The sequence below is a fragment of the Pseudomonas sp. 2,4-D genome (assembly GCF_030418155.1).
GTDB classification, from domain to species: Bacteria; Pseudomonadota; Gammaproteobacteria; order Pseudomonadales; family Pseudomonadaceae; genus Aquipseudomonas; species Aquipseudomonas alloputida.
This window is the reverse complement of the sequence record NZ_JAUHUI010000017.1, coordinates 20,268-33,072: the sequence shown is the minus strand read 5'-3', so window position 1 is coordinate 33,072 and position 12,805 is coordinate 20,268. Positions and strand designations below refer to the sequence as shown.

Below are 12,805 nucleotides of genomic sequence, written 5' to 3'. Positions count from 1 at the left end.
CCCGTCACGCTGTCTCAGTCAGACTTCGGGGCTGGTCGCTCATAGCGCGCATTGAATGCCTGGACAAACCCGTTGCGCAGGATCTGCAAGAATGCCTCGAAGGCACTGACATCCTGCTTGCGCACACTGCCGCTGAGTTCCACCCGAGTGGCGAACTGGTTTTTCGGCTGGTTCTTCAGCACCGTCTCGGTCGCACCCACCAGTGCCTCCCACACCGAGCGGAAGAAACCCTTGTCCTTTTCCTCGACGTCCTGTTGCCAGTCGAACACGTCGACATCGCGCAGCAGCGGTTTTATGTAGCCGTTCAGCCGGCCGTTTTCTGCCTGGGCCTCGATGACCACGTCACCGTGCCCAGCATTGAAGTCGAATTTGCCGTAGGCGCTGGCAAAGTCATTCAGTTTGCGCAGCTCGATGCCGGTGGCGCGAAGCCTGAATTCGAAGTCGTCGAAATCACTGAAAGGGTCGAAGGTGGCACGGCTTTCTACCTTCGCATCCCCCGCGATGAGCGCCGTACCCTCGAAACTTGCATCGCGACGGCCTTGCTGGTCGCGCACGTTGGTCAGGTTGCGGATGCTGGCGTTCAACCGGGTGGCCTTGAGGTCGACCGGTGGCTTGGAATTGAAGTTGCGGAACGTCAGCACACCATTGTCGATACGCACTTCGTTGAGGGTGATGGGCAGGAGTTTTTCCAGCTGCTGGCGCCAGTCGGTCCCTTGGCCGGTCTGCGACGCCTGTTTGCTACCACCGTCGACAAAATTCAGCTCGGGATGCACGAAGGTCACCTCCGCCACCACTGCCTTGTCGTACCACAACGAATGCCAGCTCACCGAGAGGTCGATCAGTGGTGCGTCGAGAAACGGTACGGGCACCTTGCCGGTGGTCTTGACGATTTTCAGCCCGTTTATCTGATAGGCACCGCGCCACCAGGCCAGGTCCACGTCGGCTACCTGGCCGCGGTAGTCACCCATGTCGGCCAGCTTGTCGTTGAGGTAGTCGCGCACCAGGTAGGGCAGGGCCAGGTGCAGCGCCACCAGCAGCACGATCAGGCTGGCCATGCCGACCAGCGGCCAGCGATAGCGGGCTTTCATGAGGCTGTCTCCAAGGGCGGGATGTGCGGTTGACCGCAACGTGCCGGGCTGAGTTCGAACAGGCTTTACGGGCCACCCCCGCAGGCTTACCCTTGAGGCATTTCCCTGCTTTTTCATGCCAAGGACCCCTGCCATGAGCCGTATCTTTGCAGACAACGCCCACTCCATCGGTAACACGCCGCTGGTGCAGATCAACCGCATCGCCCCGCGCGGTGTGACCATTCTGGCCAAGATCGAAGGGCGCAACCCCGGGTACTCGGTCAAATGCCGCATTGGCGCGAACATGGTCTGGGACGCCGAGAGCAGCGGCAAGCTCAAACCGGGCATGACCATCGTCGAGCCCACCTCGGGCAACACCGGTATCGGCCTGGCTTTCGTCGCCGCCGCCCGCGGCTACAAGCTGATGCTGACCATGCCTGCCTCGATGAGCCTGGAGCGCCGCAAGGTGCTGAAGGCACTAGGCGCCGAGCTGGTATTGACCGATCCGGCCAAGGGCATGAAGGGCGCCATCGAGAAGGCCAACGAAATCGTTGCCTCCGACCCGGAGCAGTACTTCCTGCCGGGCCAGTTCGAAAACCCGGCCAACCCGGCCATTCACGAGAAAACCACCGGCCCTGAGATCTGGAACGACACGGACGGCACCATCGACGTGCTGGTGGCGGGCGTCGGCACTGGCGGTACCATTACTGGCGTGTCGCGTTACATCAAACATACCCAGGGCAAGGCCATCCTGTCGGTGGCAGTGGAGCCTGTGGCATCGCCGCTGATCAGCCAGACCCTGGCCGGCGAAGAACTCAAGCCCAGCCCGCACAAAATCCAGGGCATCGGCGCTGGCTTCGTGCCGAAAAACCTCGACCTGTCGATCGTCGACCAAGTGGTGACGGTGACCGACGAAGAGTCCAAGGCCATGGCGATTCGCCTGATGCAGGAAGAGGGCATCCTTTGTGGTATTTCCTGCGGTGCGGCAATGGCGGCAGCTGTGCGCCTGGCCGAAAAACCGGAAATGCAGGGTAAGACCATCGTCGTAATCCTGCCCGATTCGGGCGAGCGATATTTGTCGAGCATGCTGTTCAGCGACATGTTCAGCGAGCAGGAAAACCAGCAGTAATCGGCCTTGCCGCTGATCCGGCGCAACAATCGGCGGCCTGGTTTATTGCAAAATCTTCATGAATGCGATCCCGCCCGGGTTGTTTTTACCGCGGCGGGATCGGTTTATGATGGCAGGATGATTTTCTGGAGAGCAGGCAGCGCAGCCCTGACTCTTCCTCAAGGAGTGAAAGCATGACCTTTTCCTTTGCAGCCAAGGCGGGTGTCTTGCTGGTGTTTTTCGGCAGCGTGCTGTTCGTGCACTTGCGTGGCAAGGCCCGCTTGCCGGTGTTGCGCCAGTTCGTCAACCATTCGGCGCTGTTCGCCCCCTACAACGCGTTGATGTACCTGTTTTCCGGCGTGCCGTCCAAGCCCTACCTGGATCGCCAGCGCTTCCCCGAGCTGGACGTATTGAAGGACAACTGGCAGGAAATCCGCGAAGAGGCCATGCGCCTGTTCGACGAAGGCTATATCCGTGCCGCTGAGAAAGATAACGACGCCGGCTTCGGTTCGTTCTTCAAGAAGGGCTGGAAGCGCTTTTACCTGAAGTGGTACGACAAACCTCTGCCTTCGGCGCAAACCCTGTGCCCGCGCACTGTCGAGCTGGTCAGCCGCATCCCCAATGTCAAGGGCGCAATGTTTGCCCTGCTGCCCGGCGGCAGCCACCTGAACCCGCACCGCGACCCGTTCGCAGGCTCGCTGCGTTATCACCTGGGGCTGTCCACGCCCAACTCCGACGCATGCCGCATCTACGTGGACGGTGAGCAGTACGCCTGGCGTGATGGCGAAGACGTGATGTTCGACGAAACCTACGTGCACTGGGTCAAGAACGAAACCGACGTTACCCGCGTGATCCTGTTCTGCGACATCGAGCGCCCGCTGAGTAGCCCGCTGATGACGCGCATCAACCGTAAGGTCAGTGCCTTCCTCGGCCGCGCCACCGCGCCGCAGAACACCGACGACGAGCGCGTGGGCGGGATCAACCAGGCGTACGCCTGGAGCAAGCGCTTCAGCAACAGGATCAGCAACCACGTGAAGCAGTTCAAGCGCGCCAACCCCAAGGCTTACCGCGTGCTGCGGCCGGTACTGGCGGTGGTGGTGGCGTATCTGTTGTATCGCTGGTTGTTCTGATTTTTTCTGGTCTAACCGGCATCTTTGCGGGGCCAGCCCGCTGCCACCTGTGCGCCTCATCCTTCAAGGACGAGGGCGCGCGCGTGGAAGCGGGGTTGTGCTGCGAAGAATCACTCGCTATATTCCAGAACATTCACTTCTGCAAAGAACCCTGTCATGCCCGCCATCCCTTCCACCACACGCTTTGCCATCGCGCCAGTCGCGGGCATGGTCGTGCGTGGTAGCCAGCAGCCGGTCATGATCTGTCACTCCCCACCACCTGTCAGTGGCGTCGTAGGCGGCGTAGCTCCGCCTCATTGCGTGGTCGTGCTGGGCTGATCGGCTTCTTGCCGTACCCCTTCACACGCGCAACCTACTGAACACGGTCGGCCACTGCTCACGTTGAAGCGCACGCCGTCCGTTTGGCTTATCTGCCTACTATCAGGTGGCAATTCATGTCTGTCTTTACCAAAACGTCCGTGGCCTCTGCGGCCACTACCTGCCTGTTCGTCCTGCTGTGGAGCAGCGGGGCGATCGTCTCCAAGCTCGGCCTGGCGCATGCCAGCCCGTTCGCCTTCCTGCTGTTGCGCTCGGCGCTGGCCCTGGCTGGCCTGTTGCTGATCGGCCCGTTGCTAGGGCTGCGCTGGCCGCGTACTCGCGGGAGCATTCTGCGCGCCCTTGGTACAGGGTGTGTGCTGCTCGGTGCCTATCAGATCTTTTATCTGTTGGCGCTTGATACCCATGTCACCCCCGGTGTCATGGCCACGGTGATGGGGGTACAACCGATCCTCACCGTGGTGCTGATGGAACGCCAGCGCTCCTGGAGCCGTTTGTTCGGCCTGGGTTTGGGGTTGGGCGGCTTGATCATGGTGGTCTACCAGGGCATCAACCTGGGCGGGGTATCGCTGGCGGGCATGCTGTTCGCCCTGCTGGCGCTGGTCAGCATGACCTTTGGCTCGATCCTGCAGAAGCGCATTACCGACAACCCCATGGGCACACTGCCGCTGCAGTACCTGGCCGGCTTTGCCATGTGCGCGCTGTTCGCACCTCTGCAACCGCTTCATGTCGAGTGGACCGGCAGCTTCGTCGGTGCGCTGCTGTGGATGGGCCTGGTGGTCTCGCTGCTGGCAACCTTGCTGCTGTACCGGCTGATCGCCAAGGGCAACCTGGTCAATGTCACCAGCCTGTTCTACCTGGTGCCGGCAGTGACTGCGGTGATGGACTTGCTGATCTTCGGTAACCGCCTGGCACCGCTCAGCCTGCTGGGCATGGGGCTGATCGTGGTAGGGCTGCTGTTCGTGTTTCGCAAGCCCGCCGCGGGCCTGGCGGAAGCGTAGGCCCTAGCGGAACTCTTCGGGGATGGCGTGGCGCAACACGCCTTCCTCGAAGTCCAGCAGGCCGGCTTCGCGCTGGGTGAGCAGGTAGTAGAGCAGGGTATCGAGCGAGCGTTGCGGCGGGACCTCGACCGCCAACATCTTCACTGCTTGTTCGGTTTCACAGGCGCAGCCGAAATCCAGCAATGCTGCGCGTACCTGGTCGAGGGTTTCCGGTGGTTTGACGACCACCCGGAACACCGAGCTGCCGCTGCTGTGGCGCAGTTCTGCGAACCAGGTTTCGCCTGCTTCCTCGCGAGTGTCGATCACGTCGCCCGGGGCGATGCCATAGACATGGAAGGGTATGTTGTCGATGGCATAGCCGCCTTCCACAGCCTTGGCCCACAGGCCCTCGACCGAGGCCGGTGGGTAGCCGTTCTCGTCCTGTTCCAGGCGGAACAGGACCTTTTTGTACGCGCTGTTCATGCCGTACTCCGCTTCAGCTGCGCGCCGGGCGCAGCACCAGCCACAAGGCCAGGCCAATCAGCAGGCCGCCGTATAGGTGCGCCATCGACAACGGCTCATCCAGCAGCCATGCCCCCCACAATACGCCGAATACCGGGATCAGGAAGGTCACGGTACTGGCTTTGACCGGTCCGATCTCGGCCAGTAGGCGGAAGTACAGGATGTAGGCAAAGGCGGTGCACAGCAAACCCAGCCCCAGCAACGACAACCACACCTCCCAGCCCCCCCAGCTGGCGGGTGGTTGGGTGAGTGCGCTCCAGCCGAACAGCGGGGTCAGCATGAGCGTTGCGCCGAGCATGCTGCCCAGCGCGGAAAGACGGCTGTCCAGGCCACTGATCCAGCGGCGGGCGAGGAACCCGGCAAAGCCGTAGCAGGTGGTGGCCGCCAGGCAGGCGAGGGCGCCTTGCAGCAGGGCCATGTCCAGTGCCACCGGGCCGGCGCCGCTAAGGATGCCGACGCCGAACAGGCCAAGGAAGATGCCGCAGAGTTTGGCCAGGGTCATTGGCTCGCGGAAGAACAGTACGCCGACCAGCACGCCCATCAACGGGGTGGTGGCGTTGAAGATTGCCGAATAGCCGGCCGGCAGCACCTGGGCCGCCACCGAGTAGAAGGTGGCGGGGATGCCGGAGTTGATCATGCCCAGCACCAGGCACGCGCCGAGCTTGCCCTGGAAGTCCCAGCGCACACGGGCGGCGGCCAGTATCACGATCAGGCCCAGGCAGGCGATGGAGACCCGGAAGAACGCGGTCGGCACCGTACCCAGTTCGGGGGCGATGATGCGCATGAACAGGAAACTCGCTCCCCAGACGGCGGCAAGGGTCAGCAGGCGGGCTAGGGCGATGGGGCTCACAACGGTCTCCGGAGGTAAGGCAGGGGCGCGAGTGTACGCCAGGGGGCGGGGGGATTCTTGTGCTTTCTTGCTGTGTAATTCCTCTTGGGGCTGCGGGGCTCTGGGCAAGGCAGCTGCAACTACAGCTCTGGCCTTCAATGGCAGTAACCCATGAAGCCAAGGGCGGCTAAGCTCTGTACTCAATCCCAGCTCCGAGGCACCACGCATGTCCCAGCCCTGGCCCGCTGTCGAAATCGCCCGGATGATCCTCGCCGGCTTCGACGACTACCGCGATCATTTCCAGCGCATCACCCTTGGTGCTCGCCAGCGCTTCGAGCAGGCGCGTTGGCAGGATATTCAGCAGGCCGCCGCTGCCCGCATCAATCTCTATGAAGAGAAAGTCGCCGAAGTCAACGGTTGGCTGCGCCAGGCCTTTGCCGCAGAGGTGCTGCTGGACGTGGAACAGTGGCCTCTGGTGAAAAACGCCTATATCCACCTGATTGACCCCCGCCTGGACGACGAGTTGGCAGAGACCTGGTACAACTCGCTGTTTTGCAGCCTGTTCAGCCATGACCTGATCAGCGACGGCTGCATGTTCATCCACACTACCCGGCCTTCCATGCGCGGCCGCGAGCGCGCCGCGCAAACCCGCACCTATCGGCTTGACGGCAGTCTCAGGAACTTGCTGCGTGCGGTGTTCGCCGATTACCCGTTCGACATGCCTTATGGCGACCTGGAAGGCGACCTGGCGCGGCTGGAAGAACAACTGCGCGAATGCCTGCCCGACTGGGTGTGCAAGGACCCGGCGCTGGCCGTGGAGCTTTTTGTACCCGTGCTTTACCGCAACAAGGGGGCCTATCTGGTCGGCCGCCTGTACAACAGCGATGAGCAGTGGCCGTTGGTGATTCCCTTGCTGCACCGCGAGGGCCACGGCATCGAGGCCGATGCGCTGATTACCGACGAGGCCGAGGTGTCGATCATCTTTTCGTTCACCCGCTCTTACTTCATGGCCGATGTCCCGGTGCCCGCCGAGTTCGTCAATTTCCTCAAGCGCATCCTGCCGGGCAAGCACATTGCCGAGCTGTATACCTCGATCGGGTTCTACAAGCAGGGCAAGTCGGAGTTCTACCGCGCACTGATCAACCACCTGGCCAGCAGTGATGACCGCTTTGTCATGGCGCCAGGGGTACGGGGCATGGTCATGAGCGTGTTCACCTTGCCCGGCTTCAATACGGTGTTCAAGATCATCAAGGACCGCTTCTCGCCATCGAAAACCGTGGACCGCGCCACGGTGATCGACAAGTACCGGCTGGTGAAGAGCGTCGACCGGGTGGGGCGTATGGCCGACACCCAGGAGTTTGCCGATTTTCGCTTTCCGCGCAGCAAGTTCGAGCCGGATTGCCTGGCCGAGTTGCTGGAGGTGGCACCGTCGACGGTGGCGCTGGAGGGCGACACGGTGCTGATTCGCCACTGTTGGACCGAGCGGCGCATGACGCCGTTGAACCTGTACCTGGAGCAGGCCACCGAGGGCCAGGTGCTGGAGGCGCTGGAGGACTACGGCCTGGCCATCAAGCAGTTGGCGGCGGCGAACATCTTCCCCGGCGACATGTTGCTGAAGAACTTTGGTGTGACCCGTCATGGCCGGGTAGTGTTTTACGACTATGACGAAATCAGCTTTCTGACCGAGGTGAATTTCCGCCACATCCCGCCACCGCGTTACCCGGAGGACGAAATGTCGGGCGAGCCGTGGTACTCGATCGGGCCGCATGATGTGTTTCCCGAAGAGTTTCCGCCGTTTCTGTTTGCCGATATGGGCCAGCGGCGGTTGTTCAGCCGCTTGCATGGGGAACTGTATGACGCGGATTACTGGAAGGGGCTGCAGGCGGCGATAAGTGAAGGGAAAGTGATCGATGTGTTTCCGTATCGGCGCAAGGCCCGGTGAGTCAGCGCGAACAGGCCTGTCACTCCTTCAAACACTTCATCTCGCTCAAATGGGTCCGCACCTTGCCCAGCCGTTCCTGCAGGAATCTCCGCTGCTGCGGGGTGCTTTGTCGCACCAGGTCCACCAGCAGGCTGCGTGCCTGCTGCTCGGCATTCTGATATGCCGCCCGGTATTCGGGTGTCCACAAACTCTCCTTGCGTTGCAACAAGGTCGCCAGGCGCGGTTGGAAGCTGGAGTCGTTGCGCTGGTTCATTGCCAACAGTAATTGCTGCTGCCAGTGGGCACGGTTGGCGATCCATTCACGGTTCTGGTCACCCAGCGCTTGAGACCAGGTCTGGATGCGTTGCTTCTGTACCGCCGTCAACTCGCCAAACCATGGCGTCAGGCGTTTTTCCATGCGTTCGCTACGGCGGGCCATCTGCTTCGGCAATGGCGTATCCACATACTGCTTCTGCCGTTCACTGATGTCATCGCGGAAGGCTTCACGCATCTGCGCTACCTGGTTGTCGCTCATGCCGCGCAGCAGTTCGGTGGCCGAAGGGGTGATTTCCTCGGCCACTCGACCAATTGCCTCACGGACCTCGCGGGTGCTCTGCTGCAGGGCCTGGTCGGTGACCTGGTCGTCGGCGACCATCTCACGTAGCCGGTCGAGCCAGTCGAGGTAGCCGGGCAGTTGAGTCTTGCAATGCCAGGCCAGGTGCTCGCGCAACCGATCGTCCAGCAGCGCCCTTTGCTCGCGGTTCATGTCCAGGTAGTCGCTCAGCGACCACGGCACCAGGCGGTCGAGGTTGCGATAGGCCAGGTCGATGCGGCTGCAGGCGGCCAAGGCCAGGGCGAAGCCGATGGCGATAAGCAGGGCTTTGGGCAGGCGTAGCGGCATGTGCTGTTCCTTCCTCAGGCTGGTCAGAAGGTAGATGCAAGAGCGGCCTGGCGGTTCCACTGCATGAGTGGTCGGGCCATGTGGTGGCTTCAGGTGTAGAATAGCCGCCTTGTCTTGAGGATCATCGGAAATGGCTCTGCTTGGGCGTTACAACAGTTTGCAAATCGTGAAACACGTGGACTTCGGTCTGTACCTGGACGGCGGCGCCGATGGCGAAATACTGCTGCCCGGGCGCTATATCCCGAAAAACGCCGAGACCGAAGTCGATGACTGGTTGAACGTGTTCATCTACCTGGACAGCGAAGACCAGCTGATCGCCACCACCGAGAAGCCCAAGGTGCAGGTTGGCGAGTTCGCCAGCCTGAAGGTCAAGGACATCAACGGTGCCGGTATCTTCCTGGACTGGGGCCTGTCCAAGGACCTGCTGATGCCGTACTCGGAAGAGGCACGGCCTCTGAAGATCGGTGATTACTGCGTGGTGCACGTGTACCTCGACAAGCGCACCCGCCGGATCACTGCCACGTCGCGCCTGGACCGCTACCTCGATGTCACCCCGGCCGACTACAAGGTTGGCCAGCCGGTCGAGCTGTTGGTGGCCGGCGAGACGCCGATGGGCTTCAAGGCCATCATCAACAACCGCCACTGGGGCCTGATCCACAAGAACGAGGTGTTCAAGTTCTTGCGCTCGGGCATGCACGAGAAGGGCTTCATCAAGGAAGTGCGCCAGGACGGCAAGATTTCACTGAGCCTGCAGCCGGTAGGCGCCGCCCTGGCGGACACCCTGCAAGAGCAGATCATGGCGCGCCTGGAAGCCGAAGGCGGGGTGTTGGGGGTGTGCGACAAGAGTGACCCTGCGTTGATCAGCAAGCTGTTCAACGTCAGCAAGGGCAACTTCAAGAAGGCCATTGGCGGGTTGTTCAAGCAGGGCCTGATCGTCATCCATGACGATCGCATCGAGAAAGCCTGACGGCCTTACGCCTGTACGAAGTTGCGGAAGTCCAGCTGCTCGCCACCCGGACGGGTGTCGCGCAGCAGCGAGTCACGGTCGGCGCTGAGGGCCAGGCTGATGGTGGAGCGGCGCTTGCCAGGCTTGCGCACTTCCATTTGCTCAAGGTGAGCCTTGAGGAAATTGGTGGGCACCTTCAGGTGCTGCAGCTCATCGCTTTCCGGCGTGTGCAGCAGCAGGTTGACCCAGTCGGCCTGGCCCTTGCCCAGCAGTGCCACTGGCACTTCGAACCACCACAGGTTGCGTTTGCTGTCCAGAGTGGCGAACAGAGTATTGCTGCTGGTCAGCACCGGCCGTGCCAGTGCTTCGTTGCGCCGGGCGATGGCGGCGGGTTTGTCGAGTTTCATGCAGGTTCCTGCGCGTTGACGCTATGAAGGCCTGCATTGTGAGGGGTGGCACGGGGCGGAGCAAGGTTTGTGACTTGCGGTGCCAGTGCCGGCCTCTTCGCGGGCTTGGACGGTATTCGCCTGCAGTTTTACCGTTCGGCTTCTGGCCGGGAAATCCGTTGAAACTCCTGGCCCAGGCGTTGGGTCAACCTTCTGTCGACACGGTTCACGTGTCTCCATTTGCAGGAGTTTTGCCATGAGCGGTACTAAAGACAAAGCGAAAGGCTTGGCCAACGAAGCGATCGGCAACGTGAAACAGGGTGTTGGCAAGGTGACCGACAACGACAAGCTGCGGGCCGAAGGCAAGGCGCAGGAGCTCAAAGGCGAGGCGCAGCAGGTCAAGGGCAATGTGAAGGATGCGGTGAAGAAACCTTGACTTGAGGCGGTGCGGGTCTCTTCTCGGGCGAACCCGCGAAGAGACCCGCACTATTGGCAAGCAAATTCTTCAACCACGGCCGGGAGCAGCACAGCACGGACAGGGTCTATTAGACTTGCCTGTGTAACGATCAAGCGGCGAAAGGAGACGCTATGATTTTCCCCGACCTGCGCGGCTTGCCCCTGCACCGCGTGCTGGTTCGCACCGTCAAGGAATTCCTCGACGACGAGATGTCCACCTATGCCTCAGCGCTGGCCTACCAGGCGCTGTTCTCGCTATTTCCCTTCCTGTTGTTCCTGATTGCCCTGATCGGTTTCCTGCACTTGCCGGACTTTTTCTCCTGGCTGCGTCTGCAATCGGAACTGGTATTGCCGCCCCAGGCGCTGGAGCAGGTGAATCCGGTGATCGACCAGTTGCAACAATCCAAGGGTGGGCTGCTGTCGGTGGGTATCGTGATCGCCCTGTGGACCGCCTCCGCCGGCGTGCGCCTGATGATGAGCGCCATGAACGCCGCTTACGATGTGCCCGAAGGTCGCCCGGTGTGGAAGCGTATCCCGCTTTCCATTTTCTACACCGTGGGCCTGGCTGGCATGCTGCTGGCGGCCGCAGCGCTGATGGTGCTCGGCCCGCAGGTGATGGAATGGATAGCTGCCCAGATCGGCATGCAGGAGTTCATCGTCACACTGTGGACCATCCTGCGCTGGCCGGTGATCATCATTCTGCTGATGGTGGCAGTGGCCCTGATCTATTACGTGATGCCTGATGTGGAACAGCAGTTTCGCTTCATCACCCCGGGCTCGGTGCTGGCGGTTGTAGTGTGGATCGTGGCCTCACTGGGCTTTGCCTACTACGTGAAGACCTTTGCCGACTACAACGCCATGTACGGCAGCATTGGTGCAATCATCGTGCTGTTGCTGTATTTCTATATTTCGGCTGCCGTGCTGCTGCTCGGCGCCGAAATGAATGCGGTGATCGAGCACATGTCAGCCGAAGGCAAGAACCCGGGCGAGAAAGACTTCGACGGGGAAAAACCCAAGGAAACCTTGACTGTACTGGGTCACGAGCACCCGAACCCGAGCAAGCCTCATAGCGTCGAGCCGAACCCCTGATGATCCGTGACATTCTCAAGATGGGCGACGAACGCCTGCTGCGCATCGCTCCGCCAGTGCCCGAGCACATGCTTGGCAGTGCCGAACTGCAGCAATTGATCGACGACATGTTCGAAACCATGCGTCACGTCGGCGGTGTGGGCCTGGCCGCCCCGCAGGTCGGCATCGACCTGCAGTTGGTGATCTTCGGCTTCGAGCGCAGCGAGCGATACCCCGATGCCGAGGCGGTGCCGCAGACCATTCTGCTGAATCCGGTCATCACCCCGACCTCCAGCGAGGTCGAGGACGGCTGGGAGGGGTGTCTGTCGGTGCCTGGTTTGCGCGGCGTGGTGCCGCGCTTCAAGCATATCTGCTACCAAGGGATCGACCCCCAGGGCAGCCCGATCAACCGCTTTGCCGATGGCTTCCATGCGCGGGTGGTGCAACACGAGTGCGACCACTTGATCGGCCGGCTATACCCCTCGCGCATCCAGGACTTTGCCAGGTTCGGCTACACCGAGGTGCTGTTCCCTGGGCTTGAGGCCAGCGACGACTGACCTCGCTGCAGGGCTACCAGGCGTTTGTTGCGCTGATAGCGTTGCAGGCGGCTGGCCAGGGGTTCTGGCAGCTGTTGGGCCAGGTCGAAACCCAGGCGCTGGTAGAAGGGCGTCAGGTCGGGATGACAGAACAGCCAGACGGGCCCGTCAACCTGCGCCAGCGCTGCCTCGACCAACCGTGCAGCCACCCCTTGGTTGCGCCGCTGCGGGGCGACGAACAGGCCCGTCAGCCAGAATCCCTCACCCACCGCACTCAGGCTCAGCCCGGCGATGATGCCAGGGGCCCGTGCTACCCAAAGTTCGGCGTCGCTTGCAGCGCGCATGCGTGAGCTGTGCTGGCGGTAGAAGTGGTCCAGCAAACGGCGTTCTGTGTCCGAAAGCGTCGTACAGGACAATTTTTCAGAAATGGCGAGTCCTACCCTGAAACGTGGCCAGAGGCTCTGGCCTAATGATTTGCGGCCACTTTGTCGCAGATTGTTGCAAAACCGGCAAGGGTGAATATCCGACTCCGGGGTTCAACTATTACTGGCCGGGAGTAGAATTTTGTTCATCCCCCCTGGCAGTACGAAGCGGGATCGGTACTTCGTGCCATCTAGACCCTAGATGACAACTTCTCCGC

The 12,805-nt window shown here is 61.5% G+C and carries 15 protein-coding genes; 9 read left to right on the top strand and 6 right to left on the bottom strand.

Features of this window, described 5'->3' with window-relative positions:
* Nucleotides 1-14: 14 nt before the first annotated feature.
* Entirely contained in the window at nucleotides 15-1,088 is a 1,074-nt protein-coding gene (locus QYE47_RS14240) for a DUF748 domain-containing protein (RefSeq protein WP_070383562.1), read from the bottom strand.
* Between the two features lie 133 nt (nucleotides 1,089-1,221).
* Between QYE47_RS14240 and cysK the strand changes: the two genes are divergently transcribed.
* The 4 genes from cysK to QYE47_RS14220 all read left to right on the top strand — a co-directional run bounded on the left by cysK (nucleotide 1,222) and on the right by QYE47_RS14220 (nucleotide 4,621).
* Nucleotides 1,222-2,196, top strand: a complete 975-nt coding sequence (gene cysK / locus QYE47_RS14235; protein WP_070383563.1) for a cysteine synthase A — start codon at nucleotides 1,222-1,224, stop codon at nucleotides 2,194-2,196.
* 173 nt (nucleotides 2,197-2,369) lie between these two features.
* Nucleotides 2,370-3,305, top strand: a complete 936-nt coding sequence (locus QYE47_RS14230; protein WP_014590045.1) for an aspartyl/asparaginyl beta-hydroxylase domain-containing protein — start codon at nucleotides 2,370-2,372, stop codon at nucleotides 3,303-3,305.
* A 156-nt stretch (nucleotides 3,306-3,461) separates the two neighbouring features.
* Nucleotides 3,462-3,623 carry a hypothetical protein gene (locus QYE47_RS14225; protein WP_154070663.1) on the top strand — a complete coding sequence of 54 codons (162 nt, stop codon included), beginning with the start codon at nucleotides 3,462-3,464 and terminating at the stop codon, nucleotides 3,621-3,623.
* Between the two features lie 116 nt (nucleotides 3,624-3,739).
* Nucleotides 3,740-4,621: a DMT family transporter gene (locus QYE47_RS14220; protein ID WP_070383564.1), complete on the top strand. Its 882-nt coding sequence runs from the start codon at nucleotides 3,740-3,742 to the stop codon at nucleotides 4,619-4,621.
* Nucleotides 4,622-4,624: 3 nt separating this feature from the next.
* Here QYE47_RS14220 and QYE47_RS14215 read toward each other — a convergent pair whose 3' ends face one another.
* Nucleotides 4,625-5,083 carry a DUF4265 domain-containing protein gene (locus QYE47_RS14215; RefSeq protein ID WP_019436818.1) on the bottom strand — a complete coding sequence of 153 codons (459 nt, stop codon included), beginning with the start codon at nucleotides 5,081-5,083 and terminating at the stop codon, nucleotides 4,625-4,627.
* Between the two features lie 13 nt (nucleotides 5,084-5,096).
* A complete protein-coding gene (locus QYE47_RS14210) occupies nucleotides 5,097-5,972 on the bottom strand; it encodes a DMT family transporter (protein WP_019436819.1) in 876 nt (291 codons plus the stop codon).
* 205 nt (nucleotides 5,973-6,177) lie between these two features.
* On the opposite strand from QYE47_RS14210, the gene aceK reads away from it, so the two are divergent.
* Entirely contained in the window at nucleotides 6,178-7,893 is a 1,716-nt protein-coding gene (gene aceK, locus QYE47_RS14205; protein ID WP_070383565.1) for a bifunctional isocitrate dehydrogenase kinase/phosphatase, read from the top strand.
* A 19-nt stretch (nucleotides 7,894-7,912) separates the two neighbouring features.
* Here the strand turns inward: aceK and QYE47_RS14200 are convergent, their stop codons facing one another.
* A complete protein-coding gene (locus QYE47_RS14200; protein WP_070383566.1) occupies nucleotides 7,913-8,773 on the bottom strand; it encodes a DUF6279 family lipoprotein in 861 nt (286 codons plus the stop codon).
* A gap of 130 nt (nucleotides 8,774-8,903) precedes the next feature.
* Here QYE47_RS14200 and QYE47_RS14195 point away from each other — a divergent pair, with 130 nt between their 5' ends.
* Nucleotides 8,904-9,740 (top strand): S1-like domain-containing RNA-binding protein, encoded by an 837-nt coding sequence (locus tag QYE47_RS14195; protein WP_010955234.1) that lies wholly within the window; start codon nucleotides 8,904-8,906, stop codon nucleotides 9,738-9,740.
* Between the two features lie 5 nt (nucleotides 9,741-9,745).
* Here the strand turns inward: QYE47_RS14195 and QYE47_RS14190 are convergent, their stop codons facing one another.
* Entirely contained in the window at nucleotides 9,746-10,126 is a 381-nt protein-coding gene (locus tag QYE47_RS14190) for a hypothetical protein (protein WP_014590048.1), read from the bottom strand.
* A gap of 235 nt (nucleotides 10,127-10,361) precedes the next feature.
* Here QYE47_RS14190 and QYE47_RS14185 point away from each other — a divergent pair, with 235 nt between their 5' ends.
* The 3 genes from QYE47_RS14185 (at nucleotide 10,362) to def (ending at nucleotide 12,186) form a co-directional block, all read left to right on the top strand.
* Nucleotides 10,362-10,541, top strand: a complete 180-nt coding sequence (locus QYE47_RS14185; RefSeq protein ID WP_012051514.1) for a CsbD family protein — start codon at nucleotides 10,362-10,364, stop codon at nucleotides 10,539-10,541.
* A gap of 152 nt (nucleotides 10,542-10,693) precedes the next feature.
* On the top strand, nucleotides 10,694-11,650 hold the full coding sequence (locus tag QYE47_RS14180; RefSeq protein WP_014590049.1) for a YihY/virulence factor BrkB family protein: 957 nt from the start codon (nucleotides 10,694-10,696) through the stop codon (nucleotides 11,648-11,650).
* The gene (def, locus tag QYE47_RS14175; RefSeq protein ID WP_014590050.1) at nucleotides 11,650-12,186 is read left to right on the top strand and encodes a peptide deformylase; all 537 of its coding nucleotides are present in this window, start codon (nucleotides 11,650-11,652) and stop codon (nucleotides 12,184-12,186) included. Before QYE47_RS14180 ends, def begins: the two co-directional genes overlap by 1 nt.
* Here the strand turns inward: def and QYE47_RS14170 are convergent.
* Nucleotides 12,141-12,545 (bottom strand): GNAT family N-acetyltransferase, encoded by a 405-nt coding sequence (locus QYE47_RS14170; protein ID WP_041166860.1) that lies wholly within the window; start codon nucleotides 12,543-12,545, stop codon nucleotides 12,141-12,143. The two genes, def and QYE47_RS14170, sit on opposite strands and share 46 nt — an antisense overlap.
* Nucleotides 12,546-12,805 lie beyond the last annotated feature (260 nt).